The following is a 22,521-nucleotide window of genomic DNA, read 5'->3' on the forward strand; positions in this document are numbered from 1 at the left end:
TAGGATAATTTTTTTAAAGCTGCATTTTGAGAAAAACAGTCAAAATGCAGCTTAAATATGTTGTATTTATTTTACAGGAATATAGATTTCGGTGATCCAATTGGCTGGATTTGGCTCAACCTCAGGGTCTGTTCGATATACTTCAAAAGCTGGAGATTGTTCATTGGCTTCTAAACCATTTTCTCCTATATATTTATATCCTGTTTCCCAAGCTTCTTTCAAGTGAATATAATCTCCCTTTAGGGTTGTTTTTACTGCCTTTTGTCTTGGTAAAAAATCACACAAAATTGTACTTTCTTTGGGAGTTACCACTTTATCTCGTGTAGGAATAGCAGTTGAAAAAATTGCAGTTCCTTGTTCTTCGTTATATTCATTATATATTGTAAACGGCATTCCGGTTTGAGCCAGATTATTCTCTGTCATATAGGACTTAACAGCAGGTAACATCTGAGCCATTTTTTCAGGAATTACTGCTATTGAAGAAGCTGTAGCACTATACATATAAAAACCACCACCGTGTTCTGTAATACCATCAACATTTACAGCGTATACTTTCATCTTTTCTTCGGTAAATGCATCAAGTTTTTCGAGTCCTCTTTGATACATGGGACGTAACATTTGAGATAAAGTGCTATCCTGAGTAGCCCAAAATGCCTTTTCCATGAAAGATTGTTCTCCTTTCATTCCCCAGGTAACTTTAGTTTTTCTACCTTCTAGTTTTTCAAATTTCCAATATACATCGCTTTTACTTTCTCCCATTGGAGTGATAAAGGTTATTTCTTGATCTATGCTTGTAAAAGGAAATGTTTTAACTGTTTTCATTTTACCATCTCCCTGTGTTTCACTTTTCCAACTATAAGAAGCTCCAACTCCGCTGGTGTTTTCTGGATATTCCATAATTAGATCATCAGATTCATCCATCCATGGCCCCCATTTTTCCCAAGTTTTATATTCATTAATTGTATCGAATAGTAATTCGTCTGGAGCATCGATTACACGGCTTTCTTCTACCTGATATTTACCGTCGATGAGGGCAACATAAACAGCTCCTCCAAGAATCACTAGTAATAATAGAAAAAATAAATATTTGATTATTTTCATTGTAGTTAGTTTAGATTGTTTGATTAGCTAATATAACTAATTTTTGCATCCTATTATTTTGTTACATTTGTCTCAACAATTAAACTAACGGTTTTTGAATATTGTTGTATTGAGGTGATAACTACTTTTAAAACTAAAATACAATGCGTTTCAAGACAATAACTAAAACAAAATAATTACTGATGAAACTCAATAGAATACTCTTTTTAGTGACTATGGTTGTATTTGCAGTTGCTTGTAAAAATGAACCTAAGACACAAGAACAAGTTGAAGAACAAGCAGAAACAGCGGTAGAAGAGAAGTTTGACTATGTAGTAGAGCAATTTGCTGATCTAAGAATATTAAGATACCAAATACCTGGTTGGGATGATCTTACTCTTAAAGAACAAAAACTAGTATATTATCTTACTCAGGCAGGATTAAGTGGTAGAGATATCATGTGGGATCAAAACTATAGATATAATCTAACGATTAGAAAAGCACTTGAGAAAATTTACGCTTCATATGAAGGAGAAAAGAATAGTGACGATTGGAAAGCTTTTGAAACATACTTAAAAAGGGTTTGGTTTTCTAATGGAATTCACCATCATTATAGCAATGATAAAATTAAACCTGAATTCAGTCAGGACTATTTCAGCTCATTATTGGCTGCAACTGGTACAGAAATTCCAAAGGAAGTATATGAGGTTATTTTCAACGAAGAAGATGTTAAGAAAGTAAATCAGTCAAAAGGAATAGATAACGTAGCCATGTCAGCAGTTAATTTTTATGGACCTGGAGTAACCAATGCAGATGTTGAATCCTTTTATGGAAAAATGAAATCTCCAGATCCTGACAAACCACTGTCGTATGGTTTAAATTCTCAATTGGTGAAAGAAAATGGGGTACTTAAGGAAAGAGTGTATAAGTCTGGAGGATTATATGGTCAGGCAATCGATGAAATCATAAAATGGCTAGAAAAAGCTAAGGGTGTTGCTGAGAATAAGGCACAAGGAGATGCATTGGGGTTATTGATAGATTACTATAAGACAGGTGATTTGCAAACTTGGGATGACTATAATGTAGCTTGGACAGCAGCTACGGAAGGTAATATTGATTATATCAATAGTTTTATTGAAGTGTATAATGATCCACTTGGATACAGAGGTTCATACGAAACCATTGTTGAAATCAAAGATTTTGATATGTCTGAAAAAATGGCGGTGTTATCTGAAAATGCACAATGGTTCGAAGATAATTCTCCTTTGATGGAAGAGCACAAGAAAAAAAATGTAGTAGGGGTAACCTATAAAGTGGTTGCAGTTGCAGGAGAAGCAGGAGATGCCTCACCAAGTACTCCTATTGGAGTGAATCTTCCAAATGCCAACTGGATTAGAGCCGCAGTAGGATCAAAGTCGGTCTCTTTAGGAAATATTATTGGAGCATATAATAATGCCGGTGGATCAGGTCGATTAAAAGAATTTGTTCATGATGATGAAGAGTTTGAACTAGAAGAAAAATACGGACAACTTGGAGATAAACTTCATACGGCTCTTCATGAAGTTATTGGGCATGCTTCTGGGCAATTAAATCCTGGAGTAGGAGAGACCAAGGAAACGCTTAAGAATTATGCTTCTACCATGGAAGAAGGACGTGCAGATTTAGTAGGGTTGTATTATTTGATGGATCCAAAATTACAGGAATTAGGATTGGTTGAAGATTGGGAAAAAGTTGGTAAAGCTGCTTATGATGGATATATCAGAAATGGATTAATGACACAGTTAATTCGTTTGAATCTTGGAGATGATGTAGAAGAAGCACATATGAGAAATAGACAATGGGTGAGTGCTTGGGCTTTTGAACAAGGTGCCAAAGATAATGTCATCGAAAAAGTAACAAAAGATGGTAAAACCTATTATAATATTAATGATTATCAAAAGTTAAGAGAGATTTTTGGTGAATTACTTAGAGAAACCCAAAGAATTAAATCTGAGGGAGATTATAAAGCAGCAGAAGCTTTGGTAGAAGGATATGGAGTTAAAGTAGATCAGGCGTTGCATGCAGAAATTTTAAAACGTAACGAACAGTTTACTGCAGCTCCTTATAGCGGTTTTGTGAATCCTGTGCTAGTTCCGGAAATGGATGAAAATGGAGAAATTACTAAAATCGAAGTAACACAACCTAAAGATTTTGCAACGCAAATGATAGAGTATAGTAAAAGTTTTAACTTTTTGCCAGAGGTGAATTAATAAAAAAACACTCGATTATAAAAAGAGCTCTTTCTCCAGAAAGGGCTCTTTTTATTTATTTTATATTTCAAGGTCTTCTAATTCATGATCAAAGTCTGGCTGACCGAAATAGAATTCATCTTTTTGTTTACTCATATAATCCTGAGTAATCAATTTCATGCTGTCAATTCCTCTAGCTTTAAAAACGGGTGAGCCTAAAAGTCTTCTACGTACCTTGCTTACTTTGAATAATGGAGTGAGTCCCGATTGTGCGATAATTGTTGTAGATAAATCTTTGGAAAAGGCATTTGCAAATTGTAAATCAGTATCAGTTATACTTAATGAATTGATTTGTATATCGGCCGATGCTTTTAGGTCAATTTGCCCTTCTTTAGAGCTAGATATGATAATGCTACAACTTTCAGCATGAACTAGCTCTGTGATAACACACCAATTATGATTCCATAAACCTGTTTCGTTTAATTTTAAAATTTCCTTACCAAGTTTAATCTGGTCTTTAATAGCAGGTGTAGTAGTGTTTTTTGCTTTAAAAAGAATTGCATTTTCTTTTGAGAACTTTACCGAAATTCCTGCATCAGCTTGAGCTAGAAAACTTCCCGGTGGAGTTGGAGATCCTGATAATTTGGCTGAAATTGAAACTGCATTTTTAGAAGTATGATCTAGATCTGTTGGAGTATTGTCATGCTCTATATCAAAGGAAATACCATGATCTGAAATATTTCCTATTTTTATAAACTCTTTCCCTCTCAAGATACCAATATCTCCCAGTTCCATTGGTGTACCCGGTAACCATGTAGCCAGGTATCTAAACTGCTGATACATTTTACCGGTATAAATTTTTCGTGTTTTCATTGTATGTGATTTTGATTAATAGTCACTCAAAACTACCATGTTATCAACCACAAAAAAATACCCATTGTAGGGTATTTGTATAATTTCGGAAAGAAGCGGAAAAATCTAAAAATCATACTTTTTCTCTATGGCATATCGCAATAATTCACCTTTGCCATGAAGTCCTAGTTTTCGTATAATATTTTTACGATGAGTTTCTATAGTAGACACCGAATTAAATCGAATAGCAGCAATTTCAGAAGAGGTTTTTCCTTGTCCTATCAACTTGAGAATTTCCCGCTCACTTTTGGATAAAACTTGTTTTTTGGCTTCCTGTTTTGTGTCTTTCGAAAAAAGGGAAGGGTCTAAGGCGGCATCGAAGTAAGTTTCTCCTTTAACTACCTTTTGAATGGCAGCTAGCACTTCTTCCAGAGGGGAGTTTTTAAGTATATATCCAGATGCACCTGCCGCTACCATTTGGGTTACAGCATCTTCCTGGTCGAACATAGAAAATGCAATAACCTTGATATGCGGAAACTCTTTTTTAATAATGTTTGTCGCAGCAATACCATCAATTTTTGGCATGCGTATATCCATGAGAACCACTTTTGGTTGTTTTCTTCTCACAATAGATAAAAGTTCTTCCCCGTCATTAGCCATACCAACAATGCTTATTTCTTCTTCGTATTTAAGAAGTAGATTAACGCCATCAATAAGTGATTGGTGGTCTTCTGCTATGGCTATTGTAATCATATGGGGATGTTTATAATAATATTAGTTCCTTTTTCTAGGGTGGAGTCGATTTCAAAAGTGCCTTCAAGATGCTCTATACGTTTTTCAATATTTTTCAGCCCCATCCCTTCTTTTTCTGGGAGTATTTTGGCGTCAAACCCTTTTCCATTATCCTCGACAATAATGTTTAATAGAGAGTCATGATTGGTAAGAGAGATATGTATTTCGTTTGCATTAGCATGCTTAATAATATTCGTAATTAATTCTTGTATCACTCTAAAGATAGAAATTTCAAGCGTATTGTCTAGTCGTTCATTGAGACCATAATCTTGAACTTCAACCAGCATTTCATTGCCATTAGATACCTTTTTTGCTAAATTTTTAATGGCCAATAATAGACCTTGATTTGCCATAACACCGCTATTTTTTTCATGTGCCATGGTGCGCACTTTTTGATAGGCCTCGTCTAGTAAGGTATTGGTTTTGTGATATATTTCTTCAAGATTTTCTGCCTTTGGATTGTTCTGGTTTTTCTGGAGATGCTGAAAATGTAGTTTTACAGTTGCAAGAGTGCTCCCAAGGTTATCGTGAAGATCATTGGCTAGTCGTTGCCGTTCTTTTTCTTGTCCCAAAATCATGGCATCGATAGCAGCTAGTTCTTGTTCTTTTAGCAGCTTTTCTGTTTTTTGTACCTCAAGTTCTTTTTCTTGTTCGGCGATACGTTGTTTTTTTCTTGTGTTTTTATAAATTAAAAAACTAAAACCGCTTCCTATTATTAGCAGTGAAATGGACCCAATCCATAAGTAACGCTGTTGCTGCTTCTTTTTTTCTATTTCAGTTTGGAGAATAAGATTTAGTTTTTCTTTTTCTAGAGTTTTTAATTCTGATATTTTAAAAAGGCTTGTTCGTTGTTTAAGATTTAGTTCGTGCTCTAAGTATTTAGACTTATAGAAATAACTACTATCTTGAACCTTTAAGTTTTCAAAAACTTTCCATTTTCTATACCAGTAGTATTTTTTAAGTAGATCAAAAATGTATCCGTCATTACTGAATTTTATTTTTTGTAGTTGGTTCAAAGCTTTTTCCGCCGTATTCGTTTCAGTATTATAGCCTGCATGATTTATAGAAGCAGCAATAAACCTTTCTTTGTCTAAGAAATGGTTCGAATTTTCTAAAATTAATTTAGCATTATTAATGAATATAATTGCACTATCTTTTTTTTTGAGATAATGAAAATAATAAGTGGCATTCGAAATGTATAGTTTCCCAAGAAGAGGTTTAAAGCCTAGTTCATTGATAATTCTTCTTGTTTTATGTAATAATTTTTGATCTAACAGTTCAATTTTTACATTATATCGTTGTTTTAGTCTAAAAAGATAATAATGATAGTGTGCTTGCTCATATTTATCAGTTAAATTTTGCTTATAAGTTTTAAGTAGGGAGATATGAGATTTTTCTTCAATCCCCGCCGATTGATTGTTATAGATTTCTAAAAGGGCACGTAATGATTCACAGATCAAAAAAGGTTTGTTGATTTCTAATGATTTTTTTAACGCTAAATTCAATTTTTTAAATGCCTCAGTTTCGTTACCATCATGGTAAAAAAGATGTAAACCATTCTTAAGATTATTTATTATATAGAAAAGATCAGTGTTTTGGTTTTTAATGCTGTTTGGGCGTTCTTCACAGCCATATTGTCTAACATGAATATAATCAATTAATAAGTTTTTTAGGTTTTTATCTATTTTAGAGTTTTTAGTAATTGATCGAGCATTCCGAAAGTTATTAAATTTTAATTCATTCATAATTTGATGCATACTCCCAATGTTTGAATAAGCTAACATTGGGAGCATAACATTTATAAGAATAAGTGTTAAAAAAGACTTTATCATTCTATTATCTCGGATATTTTAGCATCACATGTTGGACTGCCATTAGTTCCAAAATGGGTGGGGTTTTGAGAGTTGTTGTTATTGGAAGCTCTATTTACATCATATTTTCCGCCGGTAACCTGGACTCCTTGATCTGTGTTTTTGTTATAGTAAATATGTTGTATATTTTCTCCTTCTCTGAATAAATAAAGAGGATGAAGAAAAGCAGACTCTTTTATATTGTAAGGGTTAAATAAGCATTTTGGTAAGTTTCGATACATTATTTCTGTTTCAAGTTTAAAAGGATGACCATTGATTTCCTTATTTATTAAACCTTCAGAAAAAGTCATTTTAATTGTCGGATAATCATCTTCATTTTCACTGTTTTTTAAAAATGGAGAAACAGGTATTTTCAGCATGTAATCAAAAGGTACGCTTGTTTTTTTAGCTTTTAATAGATCTGAATATTCATAATCTATCCCCATTGTTATAGCACCTCTAAAATTTTGCAAATGAAACTTACAATTTACATGATAATCACCATTATTGGATTGTTTTAACTCTTCAAGAAATTTAATATAAATCATATAAAAGGTACCGATATATTCAGTTGCTATAATAGGTTGCCATTCATTTAATTTTTTTGGTTTTAGATTAAATCTTAAATTTTCATGCATAATATTAGACTTTTCGATTATTATTTAGTTTTAATGATTCTGCCTTTGGAAATTTTATCATTGATTCTTCGAAGCTTTCATATGAATACCATTTTTTTTCTATTTTATAGTCAGAGGGGAAATGAAAAGGATATACTTCTGGATTATCTAAATCATTTGAAATCAAAATTTTAGTTTGATATATTGGTAAAAACAATATCTTTTGATTGAAAGGTTTAACGTTTCTTTGAAAAAATTCTTCGGAAATAGTTTTGTCAATTGGTTCAGTGGAGGAGCTTCTAAAATAAATCTCATTGGCGCACTCAATACGCTTAGTTTTTTTTATTTTAAAAAAACCGAAATCGGAAAGATTTTTTCCTTCTATTGCAGGATAATAATCAATTAGTGCATCATTATTAATAAGTTGCTCTCTTTTTGGAAACACATTGAATAAGAATGTAGGGATACCAAATTCTTTGAAAGAATTTTCGATAACTTCTTTTGGTACATCAAAGGAGTTTTCTACACTTAAGTCATACTCTTTTAGTTTTATTTTTTCCGTTTGTTTAAAGGTGATACTCCAGAGGTTAACGCACGAATAATCTTCAAATGTAAAATTGTTTTCATCAAATTTTTCGAAATAAGTAGTGCCTAGACCAGGATCAAAGATTAATAGATAATTTGTTGTGTCACAATATCCATAACCCATTACAAGAACCAAATGCCCCATATTTGAGCTGGTTTTAAGAGCTAAAAGTAATGGAGCTTTATTCTTGTTCAAACTTTTTACGTAAAATTCAAAATTGTTAAGTTTATTAAGATGATTTTCGCAAAGTATTTGATGTTTTTGAAAGAAAGGTACAATACATTCTTCGTATATCGGGATATTGTAATTATTTTGATAGTCTTCTTCGTCATTAATTAAAAAACATTGATCATTTCTATAATCTTTGACAAGCTCATTTTGGTCTATAAAGTCTTGTCCATCACTATCCGTATGGCGTAACATTTGGATACATGCTGCCCAGCATAAATGAGAATTTCTTGGTTGTACAAAAAGTTTTAAATTTTGTAATGCATAGAGTTTTTTTGACATGACATTGAAGTTATTTAGTTATTCCAAAACTCTCAAAAAAGAACATACCTATCCATACCCAATACAGGGTAATATTTTCTTTTCTGAGAAAAGACCCTGTACTCAAAACCTTTGATGTTTTGAATACTAATATTTTAACGATTGATAACTAGGGGTATACGGTTTACTCGGGCTGTAAATATATTTTCAACGCGAACAACACGAAAATAAAGATAATAAAACCGATCAATATAAAAAGACTGCCCTTGTAATATTTGCTATGTAGCGTACGGTCCTTGCGATAGCTAAAAATCATGAGTAAAATAAACGCTACAACAAAACATCCTGCAAATATTAACTGGCCCTGACTGAACATAAATTGTTATTTTTACCGCAAAGATAATCTATAAAAACATACCGATGAAAGATAAAATTGCTGCGGTTCAAGAATTTCATACTGCTTTTAAATTGGGTTATAAAAATGAACCTATTGCAGATTTGGGAGAAGCAAAAAATAAACTTCGATTTAATCTGATGAAAGAAGAAAATGAAGAATATTTTGAAGCGGCACAGGATAACGATTTAGTTGAAGTGGCAGATGCTTTGGGAGATATGCTTTACATCTTATGTGGTACCATCATAGAACATGGTATGCAACATAAAATAGAAGAAGTGTTTAACGAGATTCAACGAAGTAATATGAGTAAACTGGGAGAAGATGGACAGCCTATTTATCGGGAGGACGGTAAAGTGCTCAAGGGCCCGAATTACTTTAAACCGAATATCAAAGAAATACTAGATAAGTAACTAAAAAAAACTCCGGATTGTTATTCCGGAGTTTTTTTTAGTTTGTAGGCATTATACTTTATATCTCCATCCAAATGGGTCTTCAGATTTATTATACTGTATATCCATCAATGCTTTTTTGAAGAAAGAAGCATATGGGCTTTCTTGTTTTTCAATTTCGTAATGTTCACCTTTATATCCAAAAGCCTTTATTGGGCTCACCACAGCAGCGGTTCCAGCACCAAAAATTTCTTTTAGACTTCCATTTTTAGCGGCTTCAACGATCTCACTAACCTTAACCGGTCGTACATCTACTTTTATACCTTCTTTTTCTGCAATAGCTATAAGGCTTTTACGAGTAACCCCATCTAGTATACGATCACTTACTGGTGCAGTAAGTAAGGTGTCGTTTATTCTAAAAAATACATTCATCGTTCCGGCTTCTTCCATATACTCATGCGTATTAGAATCTGTCCAGATTACTTGTTGATATCCTTGTTCTTTGGCAAGTTTAGTAGGATAAAACTGCCCAGCATAATTTCCTGCTGCTTTAGCATATCCAAAACCTCCATTGGCAGATCGACTAAACTTTTCTGCAACCAATACGCTTACATCTCCACTATAATAAGATTGTGCCGGGGAGCAAATTATCATGAATTTATATTCATCAGCTTCAGAAGCAGATACACTTGCTTGCGTTGCAATTACAAACGGACGAATATATAAGGAATTACCATATCCAGGTTTAATCCACGCATCCTCTAGTTTTAATAGTGTATTTAACCCTTCAAAGAAAAATTCCTCTGGAAATTCTGGTATTGCAAGACGTTCAGAAGATTTGTTGATTCGATTAAAATTTTCGTCTGGTCGAAATAAGAAGGTGTCTCCTTGATCATCTTTATACGCTTTCATACCTTCAAAAACAGCTTGGCCATAATGAAATACACGAGCAGATGGGTCTAAGGTTAAAGGTCCATAAGGGACAATTTTTGGAGATTTCCATTCTCCATCGGCATAGTCACAGACAAACATATGATCTGTAAATATTTTTCCGAAATTAAGATTTTCAAAATCTACTTGTCCAATTTTAGATTCACTTACCTGCAAAATTTCTATCTGCTGTGAGACGGTGTTTTTCATTCTATTCATTTTTTAGTGATCAAACTAATTTTATAACCAAGACATCTTTCTGTATGATTTACGGTAGAAATAATTAAAATTATTTACAATAGTTATAAAGTACACAAAAATACCCTTTTCTGATGAAATAGGAATTCTCAAAATGTGTATTTTTAGCAACTGATAACAATAATTATAAAATAATGAACAAAAACATATTTTTTTTAACAGTATTGGTGGTTTTATTTGCTGGTTGTTCAGATAAAAAGAAAGATTCTTTTGCAATTGATGAGACTTTGTTAAAAGAGTATGATGATTTTGGTGCAAAAATTTCTTCTGGTGAAGTGTTGTATGCAGATTTGATATCTGAGAAGTATGAAAACATGACACCTGGTGATACGGTAGATATTGCTTTTACAGGCACAGTGAATGCTGTTTGTAAAGCAAAGGGATGTTGGATGAAAATTGCCCTTAATGATGGAAAAGAAACCATGGTGAAATTTAAAGATTATGGTTTTTTTGTACCAAAAGACATAGAAAATGATACTGTTATTGTGAGAGGAAAAGCTTTTGTAAGCGAAATGTCTGTAGAAGATCAACGTCACTTTGCAAGTGATGCAGGAAAAAGTGAAGCTGAAATAACAGCAATAACCCAACCTAAAAAGACATATTCTCTTGTTGCGGATGGTGTACTCGTAAAAAAATGATGAAGAAAAACCTAAAACGTGAAATCATTACAACGGGCGACGGTTCTTCAACTATTCATTTGCCTGATATTAATGAACAATACCATTCTAGGCATGGCGCTATAAATGAAGCCAAACATGTGTTTATTAAGGAAGGTTTTGATCATGTTTTAAATACATCATCTTCTGAAACACTTGATATCCTAGAGATTGGTTTTGGAACCGGTTTAAACGCTTTTATTACTTTTTTAGAGGCTGAAAAAGTAAAACAAAAAGTTAACTATGTTGGAGTAGAGGCATATCCAGTTTCTTTAGAAGAAGCGCAGCTTATGAACTACCCAGAAACATTGCAAGTTGCTGAGCAAAAGAAAATTTTTGATGTATTGCATCAGAATGAATGGGAAACTTCTCAAATTATTTCTAACAATTTTTCCTGTACCAAAAGACAACAGTTTTTTTCAGAAATAGAAGATGTAAGCAGCTTTAATTTGATTTATTTTGATGCTTTTGGAGCTAGGGTGCAACCAGAGTTGTGGACAGTGAGGATTTTTCAAAAAATGTATAAAGCATTGAAGATTAATGGAGTGTTGGTTACATATTCGGCCAAAGGAAGTGTACGGCGAGCTATGAAAGAAGTGGGTTTTGATGTTGAAAGACTACCCGGCCCACCTGGTAAAAGAGAAATGTTAAGAGCAACAAAGCTTGTTAACTAGATACCATACCAATCTGTAATGAACGACTGTTAAACCTATAATAAAGAGATAGGTTTTGTAATAGAGCGATAGTATTTTGCATAAAAAGAAAAAGAAATGAAGGTTCTAATTACTGGTGCAACCGGCATGATTGGCCAGGAAATTGTTAAACTTTGTCACCAGGCAAATATTGATGTGCATTACCTTACCACAAGACAAGGCAAAATACAAGATACCGAAGACTATCGAGGCTTTCTTTGGAATCCCAAACAGAATGAAATTGATGTTAACTGTTTTAATGGTGTTGAGGTAATTATCCATTTAGTGGGGGCAACTGTGGCCAAACGATGGACTTCAAAGTATAAAAAAGAAATACTTGAAAGTAGAACTGTTTCAACGCGTTTACTTCTAAATGCGCTTAGGGATAATGATCATACCGTTCGTCATGTGATTTCTGCTAGTGCCATAGGTATTTATCCAGATTCTTTTCAAAATTATTATATGGAAGATTCTCCTGAAAGAGATTTAGGTTTTTTGGGCGAAGTAGTACAAAAATGGGAAAGTTCTGTATTAGAGTTTGGAGAATTAGGTATAGATACGAGTCTTCTTCGCATTGGTTTGGTTCTTTCTGAAAAGGGTGGGGCGTTTCCGAAAATGAAAAATCCGATTAAATTAGGTTTCGGAGCTGTTTTTGGAAATGGTAAACAATGGCAAAGTTGGATTCATGTAGAAGATTTGGCCCATATGTTTTTACATGTTTTGAAAGAAGAACTAATAGGAGTTTTTAATGCTGTTGCTCCCAATCCTGTTTCCAACAAAAAGCTTACCTATGCTATTGCAAAAAGATTAAACAAAAGAATTATTCTACCAGGAGTTCCAAGACTTACATTGAAAATGATTTTAGGAGAAATGCACATATTGTTGTTTTCGAGCCAACGAGTATGTAGCGATAAAATTTCGAAGTCTGGTTTTGAGTTTAAATACGATAATATAACTTCTGCAATACATGCGTTAATACCATAAAAAAGACCGATTTTCTATAATCGGCCTTCTTGTCTTATTATCTAAACTTGTTCTTAGATTGTAGGATTCGCTTTAATCTCTAGTTTTAATTCAATGTCATCGTTAATAAACTTATCCCCAAGGTTGTCAAACAATGATTTTGAAGCATAGTTCACTCCCCATTCTGTTCTATTTATGGTAAATACGTCACTTGTGATAGTCACTCCATTATCATCAGCAGAAATATTTGCTGGGAAAGATACATTTTTGGTAATTCCTTTTATAGTCAGATTTCCTGCAATGGTGGTCCCTTCTTCAGTTTCAGTAACAGCCGTGATTTCAAATGCAGCTGTTGGGAACTTCGCAACATTAAAAAAGTGATCTTCAGTCTTTTCACCTTCTCCTTTTAAGTGGCCTTCAAGGCTTGCTTTCTCATCTCCTTCCAAATCGGTTACTGTTATAGAATTCATATCTATCGTGAAAGACCCATTTAACACTTTACCGTTTTCTGTTTTAACATCTCCACCTTTAAGATTGATGGTGCCAGAATGCTGTCCAGTAGGTTTTTTACCAGTCCAGTAAATTAAGCTATTATTATCAACAGCATAAGATAACGCAGAAGCTGGTGCTTCTCTCACTTTTACTTCTTCCTTTGCTTCAGCTTCATTTTTCTGTTCTTTTTTACAAGATATTGAGGCTACTAGCATAAAGCACATTGCGGCTATAAAGGTTAATTTGGTTTTCATAAGTATATTTTTAGATTATAGTTGAACTCAAAATTATTTCATTTAAAAAACAAACCTCTTAAAAATATCTAAAAATATTACGGTGACATTATGACATTAATTCAAAAATGGCAGTACTTTTGCTACTTCAAAATCAAAACTTATAAAAGGTACACGTTACATGAGTAAGAAAAATAAAAATACTGAAGATGTAAAAGATCAAGTAGAAGAAGGACTTGATACGGCTCAGGTTGAAGAAAAAGAAGCAGAGGAAGTAGATGTTGAAGCGCAGTTAAAAGAAGAGCTGGAAAAAGAAAAAGATAAATTTTTGAGACTCTTTGCAGAGTTTGAAAACTATAAAAGGCGTACTTCAAAAGAGCGTATAGAATTATTTAAGACAGCTAGTCAGGATGTATTACAATCTATGCTACCAGTTTTGGATGATTTCGATAGAGCATCAAAGGAAATTGAAAAATCTGAAGACAAAGAACTGATTAAAGGAGTTGAGCTTATTCATAATAAACTTAAAGAAACCTTAAAAGGAAAAGGGCTTGAGGAAATAGAAGTTAACGCGGGAGATACTTTTAATGCTGATGATCATGAAGCTATTACTCAAATACCTGCACCAAGTGAGGATCTTAAGGGTAAAATCGTAGATGTTATAGAAAAAGGCTATAAGCTAGGGGAAAAAGTAATTCGTTTTCCTAAGGTTGTAACCGGACAATAAAAAAGGTATGAAGGAAGATTTTTATGATATATTAGGAGTGAGTAAAAATGCTAGCGAAGCCGAAATTAAAAAGGCATATCGTAAAAAAGCAATAGAGTTCCACCCTGATAAGAATCCTGGAGACACAACTGCAGAAGAAAAGTTTAAGAAAGCGGCAGAAGCCTATGAAGTCTTAAGTGATCCAGATAAAAAGGCACGTTATGATCAATTTGGTCATCAGGCTTTTGAAGGCGGCGGCTTCGGCGGTGGCGGTGGTATGAATATGGATGACATATTTAGCCAGTTTGGAGATATTTTTGGAGGAGGTTTTAGCGGTTTCGGTGGTTTTGGTGGCGGAGGCAGACAACGCCGTGTAAAAGGAAGTAATCTTCGAATTCGAGTAAAACTTTCTCTGGAGGAAATAGCCAACGGAGTTGAGAAAAAGATAAAAGTAAAGCGTAAAGTTCAAGCCAAAGGTACTACCTACAAGACATGTACTACATGTAATGGAAGCGGTCAGGTAACAAGAGTTACAAATACCATTTTGGGTAGAATGCAAACTGCTACTACCTGTCCAGCCTGTGGTGGTGCAGGACAAATGATCGATCACCGACCAGCAGATGCAGATGCACAGGGATTAAAGGTTTCAGAAGAAACTGTGAGTATAAAAATTCCAGCAGGAGTAGAAGATGGTATGCAACTTAAAGTATCTGGCAAAGGTAATGAAGCTCCTGGTAATGGTGTAGCAGGAGATCTTTTGGTAGCTATAGAAGAGCTTGATCATCCAGAATTACAAAGAGAAGGTAATAACCTACATTTTGATTTGTATGTTAGTTTTTCTGAAGCTGCCTTAGGAACATCAAGAGAGATTGATACAGTATCGGGTAAAGTGCGTATCAAAATAGAAGAAGGAGTACAAAGTGGAAAAATATTAAGATTAAGAGGAAAAGGAATCCCTAGTCTTAATGGGTACGGTAAAGGAGATTTACTAGTACATGTTAATGTTTGGACTCCTAAAACATTGAATAAAGAACAAAGAGAATTTTTCGAAAAAATGGCCAAAGATGATCATTTTAAACCAAACCCAGATAGTGGTGAGAAGTCATTTTTTGAAAAGGTGAAAGATATGTTTTCTTAATAAAAACAATTGTTTGTTAACGCAGCAATCAATTGCTTTTTATTAACTTTTGATTAGGAAAAATTTGTATATTTGGAAAATCACTAGCGCATTTAGTGATAATTTTTCTTTTTCATAGCAATTTTTTTCCCATCCTTAATACTTGTATTTAGGGTGGGTTTTGTTTTTATAATGAAGACTATTCTAAAATAATCAAACTTCTTATGGTCATACACAGAAATATGTAAACTTAATTAGTAAAAGTTTTTAAGTTTTTGTATCATTCGACTTTCTAATGAATCACAACGTATTATTGTACCAAATATGACTAATCTATTAGAAGTGCAACATGCATCAAAACGCTTTGGAAGTTTTACTGCATTGCATGATGTGTCTATTCAAGTCCCACAAGGAAGTATTTTTGGGTTGTTGGGGCCCAATGGGGCAGGTAAGACAACCTTAATAAGGATTGTAAATCAAATAACACTTCCAGATCAAGGAGCTGTTTATCTGGATGGAGAACCATTACACAAAGAACATATTAAAGATATTGGCTATTTGCCCGAAGAAAGAGGGCTTTATAAGTCAATGAAGGTTGGAGAACAAGCGCTATATCTAGCTCAATTAAAAGGGTTAAGTAAAAAAGAAGCAAAGGAAAGGCTAAAATATTGGTTTGATAAGTTTGAAATAACTCATTGGTGGAATAAAAAAATACAAGAACTGTCTAAGGGAATGGCTCAAAAAGTACAGTTTATTGTTACGGTATTGCACCGTCCCAAACTCTTAATATTTGACGAGCCTTTTAGTGGTTTTGATCCCATTAATGCAAATATTATAAAAGATGAAATTCTACAGTTGCGTGATGAAGGAGCAACAGTGATTTTTTCCACACATCGTATGGAGAGTGTAGAAGAGTTATGTGATCATATTGCTTTAATTAATAAGTCCAAAAAAATTCTAGAAGGGAAGGTTTCAGATATCAAACGAGAATTTAAAACCAATACCTACGAAGTAGGACTTATAGCAGAAAATAATGACGCACTTTTTGCCGAGTTAACCGATAAATTCGATGTTGGACCTGCAGATTTTAAAACCATCGATGACCAATTAAAACTTAAAATCACCCTAGATAAAAATACACCTTCAAATGAGTTTCTTGGTTTCTTATCGAGTAAAGCTCAGGTAATGAGATTTAATGAGGTGATTCCAACGGTTAATGAGATATTTATAAAAACGATCACAGAGAATGAGTAACCTTAAACTAATTATCCAAAGAGAGTTCATAGCACGAGTGCGCAATAGAACATTTGTCGTGATGACTTTTTTAAGTCCGTTGATCATGGTCGGTATGATTTCATTAATCACTTGGCTGGCGACCTTAAATAATGATGAGGTCAGGGAGATAGCCTATTTTGATGAAACAGGCATGTTTGCCAAAGATTTTAAGGATTCAGAAAATATCGATTATGTAGATTACAGCCAATTAACGTTAAATGATGCTAAGGATTCTGTGATCATTAAAAAATTATACGGACTGCTCTATATACCTAAAAAACAATCGAATAAGGAGCTGGCAGAATCGATACAATTTTATGCAGAAGAAGCGCCAAATGTTGGTGTGCTTAGTAGTATTGAGAAGATTATAGCTGCTAAGATTACCAATCAGAATTTTGAAAGTAAAGGGTTAGATCTTAGTACTATAGAAAATGCCAAGGCCCAAGTAAATATCTCAATTGAGAATTTTTCGGGAGAAAAAACATCCAAAATTACTAACTATGTAAAAATGTTCTTTGGAGGAGCGGCAGGTTATTTCTTAATGATGTTCATTATTATTTATGGGAACATGGTAATGAGATCTGTAATTGAAGAAAAAGCAAATAGAATTATAGAGATTATTATTTCTTCAGTAAAACCTCTACAGTTAATGATGGGGAAAATTTTAGGAACTTCATTTGCTGGAATTTTACAGTTTATCATTTGGGTAATCCTGGGAGGTGTTTTGCTTACAGTAGGTGTTGTTTTTTTAGGAATAGATGTAGATCAAAGTAATATGCAAGACGCTCTTAAAGTGGTAGAAGAAACTCAAGGAGTAACAATGGCAAATTTTGCCGAGGTACTGGTTGAGATTAATAAACTTCCTTTAGGAGCATTGGTTCTCGCTTTTTTTGTGTATTTCGTAGGGGGGTATTTCTTATATAGTTCTATATATGCAGCAATTGGTGCAGCTGTAGATAGCGAAACCGACTCACAACAATTTATGCTGCCTATTATTTTACCCTTAATGCTAGGTATATATGTGGGGTTCTTTTCTGTAATAGAAAATCCTCATGGAACGGTTTCTACGGTATTTTCGATGATTCCTCTCACGTCACCTATCGTAATGCTTATGAGGATACCTTTTGGAGTGAATTGGTGGGAAGTCGTGATCTCAATTTTTCTCTTATTTGGAAGTATTATATTTATGATCTGGTTGGCCGGAAAAATATATCGAGTAGGTATATTGATGTACGGTAAAAAACCAAGTTATAAGGAGTTATTTAAATGGTTAAAATATTAGTCAATAATGATAATTCAGGAAGGTACAGTAGAGAAGAAAGTAAGAGGATTAATTCCTGATGAGGTTGAGAAGCCTTTGAATGAATTTCTCAATTTTGAAATTTTTCATTTTGGAACAGATGAGCATCCCATGGTGCTTACAGTGGGACTTTTACTTTTTGTAATTATTATTTTGATTGGGACATCCTTCCTCATAAGGATGATTAAGAAAATTTTTACCAGAAAATTACGTAAGGAAGACCAACGGAAATTTGAATCTGTATTTTCCTTTTTGAAATATGTCGTATATATCGCGGTCCTTTTTGGAGCATTAGATGGCATAGGTTTTAATATTACAGGAATATTTGCCGCTTCTGCTGCATTATTGGTGGGTGTTGGTCTTGCACTTCAGACTTTTATACAAGATATTTTGTCGGGTGTTTTCATTTTTGTCGACAAAACTGTACTGGTAGGAGATATTATCGAGATAGAAGATAAAGTAGGGCGTGTAGAAGAAATCAAACTTAGAACCACAAGAGCGGTTACTATAGATAATAAAGTATTGATTATTCCGAATCATAAATACATGTCTTCTTCGGTATATAACTGGACACAAAATGGTTCGCTTACCAGAGAGTCGGTGAGCGTTGGAGTAGCATATGGTAGTGATACTCAATTGGTGAAAGATTTGTTGATTCAGGCTGCTTTATCCAATTCACATGTTTTAAAAGACCCAGCTCCTATCGTTCTTTTTACAGATTTTGGCGATAGTTCTTTAAACTTTAAATTAGTATTTACAATAAATGACAGTTTTCAGGGAGCCATACCCAAAAGTGAAATAAGATTTGAAATAGATAGGTTATTTAGAGAAAATAACATTACAATACCATTCCCACAACGGGAGGTTACCATTTTGAAAGAATAAAATATAAGATATCGAAGAAATAATAACATATACGCCCCATAGATGAGAACAAAAGATTTGATACTGTTTTGTCTTTGCTTTTGTTCCTGTTGTTATCTCAGATGTCAGGATACAGACTTGGCTAGAGTAGAATATGCCTATATTCCTCAAAGCGAAAGCGATAATGTATATAGCAGAATTAGGGTTTCGGCAAATTACCCTATTAAAATGAGTACCGAGGGTAGCTATGTTGTGATTTCTGCACAATACCGATATAACAACTTAGAACTTAATGATGGATTGCTGTTCGAGGATTTAGGAGATTTTAATGCATTTCAAACCTTTGGATTAGAATTGGGATATACCTTCAAAATGAAAAATAACTGGAGGTTTGGCACAAAATTAGGAGCACAGATATCTTCGAATTTTGAGGGATCGGGTATAAAGGGCGATGACTTCAGGTATACAGGGTCGGTCTACTTTGTAAAAAGTTATAAAAATAAACAAGCTCCAAAGACCGCCAGATTGATTTTGGGGTTACGATATACCACTCCCGCCAGTATAAATTTTCCACTCCCAATAATAAACTACTTTAAAAGATTTCATCAAAACTGGTCATATTCTGTAGGTACTCCAAAAACAAATATCAAATATTTTTTTAATGAGAAAAATACGCTTCAGGCTTTTGTAGGTTTAGATAGGTTTTATGGTAATTTGCAGAATAACAGAATGTTTATTGATGCAAATGGAGAAGCAAAATTAGCAGAAAATGCCTCAATGCTTAATGTAATTGGAGCTTTGGGGTACGAATATTATTTTACGGAACACTTATTGTTCTACACATATGCAGGATATACATTAAGTAATGAAATTCGCTTACGAGATGGAGATCAAGAAAACGTATTGACAATTAATAATGACAATACGTTCTATTTTCGTAGTGGTATAAAATTAAAAATATAATGGCAAAGATATTAGTAATAGAAGACGAATCGGCAATTAGAAGAGTACTGGTGAAAATTTTATCAGAAGAGAGTGATAAATATGAAGTTTTTGAAGCCGAAGATGGTCTTTCAGGGATAGAAAAAATAAAGAATGACGATTTTGATTTAATACTTTGTGATATTAAGATGCCTAAGATGGACGGAGTAGAGGTACTGGAAGCCGTTAAAAAAATAAAACCAGAAATACCGATTGTTATGATTTCTGGTCATGGTGATCTTGATACTGCGGTGAATACTATGAGATTAGGGGCATTCGATTATATTTCGAAGCCACCAGATTTGAATAGATTATTGAATACGGTTCGCAATGCCTTAGATAGAAAAGAATTAGTTGTGGAAAATAAGAGGCTGAAAAAGAAAGTCTCTAAGAACTATGAAATGATCGGGGAATCAAAAGCTATTTCCGATATCAAAGAAATTATAGAGAAAGTTGCGGCAACCGATGCCAGAGTATTAATAACAGGTCCCAATGGAACAGGTAAAGAACTTGTGGCCCATTGGATTCACCAAAAAAGTGATCGTTCTTCCGGTCCTATGATAGAGGTGAATTGTGCTGCAATTCCGGGAGAGCTTATAGAAAGTGAACTTTTTGGTCACGTAAAAGGAGCTTTTACATCGGCAAATAAAGACCGAGCGGGTAAATTTGAAGCGGCAAACGGAGGAACTATTTTTCTAGATGAGATAGGTGATATGAGTCTTTCTGCACAGGCAAAAGTGTTACGAGCACTTCAAGAGAATAAAATTCAGCGAGTAGGTAGTGATAAAGACATAAAGGTAAATGTTCGTGTAGTAGCAGCTACCAATAAAGATCTTAAAAAAGAGATTGCCGACAATAAATTTAGAGAAGATTTATATCATAGATTGGCGGTGATTCTTGTTAAAGTACCAGCTTTAAACGATCGCAGGGAAGATATCCCATTATTAGTAGAATATTTTGCTAAGAAAATTGCAGATGAGCAAGGTTCTCCGGTAAAATCCTTTTCAGATAAGGCAATCAAACAACTACAACAGTACGATTGGACAGGAAATATTCGTGAATTGCGTAATGTCGTAGAACGATTAATAATTTTAGGAGGAAAAGATGTTAGTGAAGAGGATGTCAAACTTTTTGCAGCAAAATAAAGGAAGATTGTAAGGTTTAGAATTTGTTTTACGACTTTTTTAAGACGTTATTTTCCGTTAAGAGTAAGGGAGACCCCATATGATGAAGAGGATACAATTAATACTAGTACTGTTATTTTGTGTACATACTGCAGTAGCCCAGTATGACCCAGGTGCTGTAAATTACGGTTTCGTTGGAATCAAAAGTTTTGGTTTGCAAAATGAAGTAGGAGTAGGGGCCAGGGTAGAGTATGCTTTTAACTGTTATACTACTTTTATTGGCGAATACAATCGCTCTTTTTCGGTCGGTGACGAAGAGGAATATGAAGGTTTTAATGAGCTTGCTTTTGGAGTAAATCTTATCCTTTTTAATTGGTATCCAACTACAATTACTGCCGGGATGAGTTATGTTGGAAATGATTCTGATTTTTTTGAAGAAATTGAAGACGAAGCTTTTTTAGGTTTTAGGACAGGGAATTTTAATCACGGTGCGCAAATTAAGTTGAGGGCACTCCATCAAGTGTCTATACCGGTCCATATCTTTGCTGAACTCAATATAAAGAGTCTAGGAAGACGATATGATACTTTTCTTATCGGATTTAGCTATGATTTTAATGCTTGGTAACACCAAAAAGTATTCAGCCATTTAATCTTAACAACGGTGTAGTTATCGCCAGAAAACAAAACTATATTTCAAACAAATATAAAACTTTAGTATCTTTCGAAGTATAACACAAATCACAATATGAAGACGATACATCACCAAGATTTTAGAGTTGATAACCCAGTTGAGTTATCAAAAATATCTACTACCTATGATCTAAATGAAAGCGAGAAAAAAGTAGAGAAAGAGTTAGAAAAGGTACGCGAAAAACTTGGGGAGCTTCAGGATACCTTATATGCACACAATAAATATGCAGTTCTTGTATGTCTACAAGGAATGGATACCGCCGGTAAAGATAGTTTAATAAGAGAGGTGTTTAAAGACTTTAATACACGAGGTATTATCGTTCATAGTTTTAAAGTTCCTACAGATCTAGAATTAGGACACGATTATCTATGGAGACATTATATCGCCTTGCCACAAAGAGGTAAGTTCGGAGTCTTTAATCGAACGCACTATGAAAATGTATTGGTAACCAGAGTGCATCCAGAATATATTATGAGTGAGAATATCCCACATATCAATACAGTAGAAGATATCAACGATGAATTTTGGGATTCACGTTTTGAACAAATTAGGAATTTTGAAAAGCACATCGCCCAAAACGGAACATTAATTTATAAGTTTTATTTACATCTTTCCAAAGAAGAACAAAAGAATAGATTACTTAGAAGACTCGAAAAAAAAGAAAAGAACTGGAAATTTTCTGCTGGAGATCTTAAAGAACGTAAACTTTGGGATAAGTATCAGGAGTGTTATCAAGATGCTATAAATAGAACCTCGGTTTCACATGCCCCATGGTATATTATTCCTGCAGATGATAAACCCACTGCGAGATATATTGTGGCAAAAACACTTTATGATTCACTTAAAGAATATGAGGATATTCAAGAACCTGAACTAGATGAAAAAACAAAATCTAATTTAGATTTATACAAACAACAGTTAGAAAATGAATAAAGTTATAAGCTCACTCTAAAAAGTAT

At 33.8% G+C, this 22,521-nt stretch carries 22 protein-coding genes; 14 read left to right on the plus strand and 8 right to left on the minus strand.

What is annotated here, in order from left to right; genetic code table 11:
* Positions 1 to 66: 66 nt before the first annotated feature.
* Positions 67 to 1,101, minus strand: a complete 1,035-nt coding sequence (locus tag M0D21_RS10335; RefSeq protein WP_248329115.1) for an SRPBCC family protein — start codon at positions 1,099 to 1,101, stop codon at positions 67 to 69.
* Between the two features lie 182 nt (positions 1,102 to 1,283).
* Between M0D21_RS10335 and M0D21_RS10340 the strand changes: the two genes are divergently transcribed.
* Positions 1,284 to 3,329 carry a dipeptidyl peptidase 3 gene (locus M0D21_RS10340; protein ID WP_248329117.1) on the plus strand — a complete coding sequence of 682 codons (2,046 nt, stop codon included), beginning with the start codon at positions 1,284 to 1,286 and terminating at the stop codon, positions 3,327 to 3,329.
* A gap of 60 nt (positions 3,330 to 3,389) precedes the next feature.
* Here the strand turns inward: M0D21_RS10340 and M0D21_RS10345 are convergent, their stop codons facing one another.
* From M0D21_RS10345 to M0D21_RS10365, 5 genes are all read right to left on the minus strand, one after another.
* Positions 3,390 to 4,181 (minus strand): hypothetical protein, encoded by a 792-nt coding sequence (locus M0D21_RS10345; protein WP_248329119.1) that lies wholly within the window; start codon positions 4,179 to 4,181, stop codon positions 3,390 to 3,392.
* 105 nt (positions 4,182 to 4,286) lie between these two features.
* Entirely contained in the window at positions 4,287 to 4,913 is a 627-nt protein-coding gene (locus tag M0D21_RS10350) for a response regulator (protein ID WP_248329121.1), read from the minus strand.
* The gene (locus tag M0D21_RS10355; RefSeq protein ID WP_248329123.1) at positions 4,910 to 6,697 is read right to left on the minus strand and encodes a sensor histidine kinase; all 1,788 of its coding nucleotides are present in this window, start codon (positions 6,695 to 6,697) and stop codon (positions 4,910 to 4,912) included. The genes M0D21_RS10350 and M0D21_RS10355 overlap by 4 nt, the downstream gene beginning before the upstream one ends.
* A gap of 83 nt (positions 6,698 to 6,780) precedes the next feature.
* Positions 6,781 to 7,440, minus strand: a complete 660-nt coding sequence (locus M0D21_RS10360; RefSeq protein WP_248329125.1) for a hypothetical protein — start codon at positions 7,438 to 7,440, stop codon at positions 6,781 to 6,783.
* Between the two features lie 4 nt (positions 7,441 to 7,444).
* Positions 7,445 to 8,515 (minus strand): C39 family peptidase, encoded by a 1,071-nt coding sequence (locus M0D21_RS10365; protein WP_248329128.1) that lies wholly within the window; start codon positions 8,513 to 8,515, stop codon positions 7,445 to 7,447.
* Positions 8,516 to 8,914: 399 nt separating this feature from the next.
* On the opposite strand from M0D21_RS10365, the gene M0D21_RS10375 reads away from it, so the two are divergent.
* Positions 8,915 to 9,301 carry a nucleoside triphosphate pyrophosphohydrolase family protein gene (locus M0D21_RS10375; protein WP_248329132.1) on the plus strand — a complete coding sequence of 129 codons (387 nt, stop codon included), beginning with the start codon at positions 8,915 to 8,917 and terminating at the stop codon, positions 9,299 to 9,301.
* Positions 9,302 to 9,352: 51 nt separating this feature from the next.
* Here M0D21_RS10375 and M0D21_RS10380 read toward each other — a convergent pair whose 3' ends face one another.
* Complete coding sequence (locus M0D21_RS10380; protein WP_248329134.1) at positions 9,353 to 10,420, minus strand: branched-chain amino acid aminotransferase; 1,068 nt, start codon at positions 10,418 to 10,420, stop codon at positions 9,353 to 9,355.
* 182 nt (positions 10,421 to 10,602) lie between these two features.
* On the opposite strand from M0D21_RS10380, the gene M0D21_RS10385 reads away from it, so the two are divergent.
* The 3 genes from M0D21_RS10385 to M0D21_RS10395 all read left to right on the plus strand — a co-directional run bounded on the left by M0D21_RS10385 (position 10,603) and on the right by M0D21_RS10395 (position 12,800).
* Complete coding sequence (locus tag M0D21_RS10385; protein WP_248329136.1) at positions 10,603 to 11,106, plus strand: DUF4920 domain-containing protein; 504 nt, start codon at positions 10,603 to 10,605, stop codon at positions 11,104 to 11,106.
* Positions 11,103 to 11,798: a tRNA (5-methylaminomethyl-2-thiouridine)(34)-methyltransferase MnmD gene (gene mnmD / locus M0D21_RS10390; protein ID WP_248329138.1), complete on the plus strand. Its 696-nt coding sequence runs from the start codon at positions 11,103 to 11,105 to the stop codon at positions 11,796 to 11,798. Before M0D21_RS10385 ends, mnmD begins: the two co-directional genes overlap by 4 nt.
* Positions 11,799 to 11,894: 96 nt before the next feature.
* Positions 11,895 to 12,800: a TIGR01777 family oxidoreductase gene (locus tag M0D21_RS10395; protein WP_248329140.1), complete on the plus strand. Its 906-nt coding sequence runs from the start codon at positions 11,895 to 11,897 to the stop codon at positions 12,798 to 12,800.
* Positions 12,801 to 12,853: 53 nt separating this feature from the next.
* On the opposite strand, the gene M0D21_RS10400 is transcribed toward M0D21_RS10395, so the two are convergent.
* Positions 12,854 to 13,525: a YceI family protein gene (locus M0D21_RS10400; protein ID WP_248329142.1), complete on the minus strand. Its 672-nt coding sequence runs from the start codon at positions 13,523 to 13,525 to the stop codon at positions 12,854 to 12,856.
* A 160-nt stretch (positions 13,526 to 13,685) separates the two neighbouring features.
* On the opposite strand from M0D21_RS10400, the gene M0D21_RS10405 reads away from it, so the two are divergent.
* From M0D21_RS10405 to M0D21_RS10445, 9 genes are all read left to right on the plus strand, one after another.
* Complete coding sequence (locus M0D21_RS10405; protein WP_248329144.1) at positions 13,686 to 14,231, plus strand: nucleotide exchange factor GrpE; 546 nt, start codon at positions 13,686 to 13,688, stop codon at positions 14,229 to 14,231.
* Positions 14,232 to 14,238: 7 nt separating this feature from the next.
* The gene (gene dnaJ, locus M0D21_RS10410) at positions 14,239 to 15,348 is read left to right on the plus strand and encodes a molecular chaperone DnaJ (RefSeq protein ID WP_248329146.1); all 1,110 of its coding nucleotides are present in this window, start codon (positions 14,239 to 14,241) and stop codon (positions 15,346 to 15,348) included.
* 303 nt (positions 15,349 to 15,651) lie between these two features.
* Positions 15,652 to 16,581, plus strand: coding sequence for an ABC transporter ATP-binding protein (locus M0D21_RS10415; protein ID WP_248329148.1), 930 nt, complete (start codon positions 15,652 to 15,654; stop codon positions 16,579 to 16,581).
* A complete protein-coding gene (locus M0D21_RS10420; protein ID WP_248329150.1) occupies positions 16,574 to 17,884 on the plus strand; it encodes an ABC transporter permease in 1,311 nt (436 codons plus the stop codon). The genes M0D21_RS10415 and M0D21_RS10420 overlap by 8 nt, the downstream gene beginning before the upstream one ends.
* A gap of 6 nt (positions 17,885 to 17,890) precedes the next feature.
* Entirely contained in the window at positions 17,891 to 18,787 is an 897-nt protein-coding gene (locus M0D21_RS10425; RefSeq protein ID WP_248329151.1) for a mechanosensitive ion channel family protein, read from the plus strand.
* A 42-nt stretch (positions 18,788 to 18,829) separates the two neighbouring features.
* A complete protein-coding gene (locus tag M0D21_RS10430; protein WP_248329153.1) occupies positions 18,830 to 19,729 on the plus strand; it encodes a hypothetical protein in 900 nt (299 codons plus the stop codon).
* A complete protein-coding gene (locus tag M0D21_RS10435) occupies positions 19,729 to 20,892 on the plus strand; it encodes a sigma-54-dependent transcriptional regulator (RefSeq protein ID WP_248329155.1) in 1,164 nt (387 codons plus the stop codon). The genes M0D21_RS10430 and M0D21_RS10435 overlap by 1 nt, the downstream gene beginning before the upstream one ends.
* Before the next feature lie 79 nt (positions 20,893 to 20,971).
* A complete protein-coding gene (locus tag M0D21_RS10440; RefSeq protein ID WP_248329157.1) occupies positions 20,972 to 21,496 on the plus strand; it encodes a hypothetical protein in 525 nt (174 codons plus the stop codon).
* A 120-nt stretch (positions 21,497 to 21,616) separates the two neighbouring features.
* Positions 21,617 to 22,495 (plus strand): PPK2 family polyphosphate kinase, encoded by an 879-nt coding sequence (locus M0D21_RS10445; RefSeq protein ID WP_248329159.1) that lies wholly within the window; start codon positions 21,617 to 21,619, stop codon positions 22,493 to 22,495.
* Positions 22,496 to 22,521 lie beyond the last annotated feature (26 nt).

Source organism: Aquimarina acroporae (genome assembly GCF_023195925.1).
Classification (GTDB): domain Bacteria; phylum Bacteroidota; class Bacteroidia; order Flavobacteriales; family Flavobacteriaceae; genus Aquimarina; species Aquimarina acroporae.

Excerpts from the sequence above, each read along its gene's own strand:
- M0D21_RS10335 (WP_248329115.1), bottom strand. The coding sequence starts at position 1,101 with ATGAAAATAATCAAATATTTATTTTTTCTATTATTACTAGTGATTCTT.
- M0D21_RS10340 (WP_248329117.1), top strand. The coding sequence starts at position 1,284 with ATGAAACTCAATAGAATACTCTTTTTAGTGACTATGGTTGTATTTGCA.
- M0D21_RS10345 (WP_248329119.1), bottom strand. The coding sequence starts at position 4,181 with ATGAAAACACGAAAAATTTATACCGGTAAAATGTATCAGCAGTTTAGA.
- M0D21_RS10350 (WP_248329121.1), bottom strand. The coding sequence starts at position 4,913 with ATGATTACAATAGCCATAGCAGAAGACCACCAATCACTTATTGATGGC.
- M0D21_RS10355 (WP_248329123.1), bottom strand. The coding sequence starts at position 6,697 with ATGAATGAATTAAAATTTAATAACTTTCGGAATGCTCGATCAATTACT.
- M0D21_RS10360 (WP_248329125.1), bottom strand. The coding sequence starts at position 7,440 with ATGCATGAAAATTTAAGATTTAATCTAAAACCAAAAAAATTAAATGAA.
- M0D21_RS10365 (WP_248329128.1), bottom strand. The coding sequence starts at position 8,515 with ATGTCAAAAAAACTCTATGCATTACAAAATTTAAAACTTTTTGTACAA.
- M0D21_RS10375 (WP_248329132.1), top strand. The coding sequence starts at position 8,915 with ATGAAAGATAAAATTGCTGCGGTTCAAGAATTTCATACTGCTTTTAAA.
- M0D21_RS10380 (WP_248329134.1), bottom strand. The coding sequence starts at position 10,420 with ATGAAAAACACCGTCTCACAGCAGATAGAAATTTTGCAGGTAAGTGAA.
- M0D21_RS10385 (WP_248329136.1), top strand. The coding sequence starts at position 10,603 with ATGAACAAAAACATATTTTTTTTAACAGTATTGGTGGTTTTATTTGCT.
- mnmD (WP_248329138.1), top strand. The coding sequence starts at position 11,103 with ATGATGAAGAAAAACCTAAAACGTGAAATCATTACAACGGGCGACGGT.
- M0D21_RS10395 (WP_248329140.1), top strand. The coding sequence starts at position 11,895 with ATGAAGGTTCTAATTACTGGTGCAACCGGCATGATTGGCCAGGAAATT.
- M0D21_RS10400 (WP_248329142.1), bottom strand. The coding sequence starts at position 13,525 with ATGAAAACCAAATTAACCTTTATAGCCGCAATGTGCTTTATGCTAGTA.
- M0D21_RS10405 (WP_248329144.1), top strand. The coding sequence starts at position 13,686 with ATGAGTAAGAAAAATAAAAATACTGAAGATGTAAAAGATCAAGTAGAA.
- dnaJ (WP_248329146.1), top strand. The coding sequence starts at position 14,239 with ATGAAGGAAGATTTTTATGATATATTAGGAGTGAGTAAAAATGCTAGC.
- M0D21_RS10415 (WP_248329148.1), top strand. The coding sequence starts at position 15,652 with ATGACTAATCTATTAGAAGTGCAACATGCATCAAAACGCTTTGGAAGT.
- M0D21_RS10420 (WP_248329150.1), top strand. The coding sequence starts at position 16,574 with ATGAGTAACCTTAAACTAATTATCCAAAGAGAGTTCATAGCACGAGTG.
- M0D21_RS10425 (WP_248329151.1), top strand. The coding sequence starts at position 17,891 with ATGATAATTCAGGAAGGTACAGTAGAGAAGAAAGTAAGAGGATTAATT.
- M0D21_RS10430 (WP_248329153.1), top strand. The coding sequence starts at position 18,830 with ATGAGAACAAAAGATTTGATACTGTTTTGTCTTTGCTTTTGTTCCTGT.
- M0D21_RS10435 (WP_248329155.1), top strand. The coding sequence starts at position 19,729 with ATGGCAAAGATATTAGTAATAGAAGACGAATCGGCAATTAGAAGAGTA.
- M0D21_RS10440 (WP_248329157.1), top strand. The coding sequence starts at position 20,972 with ATGATGAAGAGGATACAATTAATACTAGTACTGTTATTTTGTGTACAT.
- M0D21_RS10445 (WP_248329159.1), top strand. The coding sequence starts at position 21,617 with ATGAAGACGATACATCACCAAGATTTTAGAGTTGATAACCCAGTTGAG.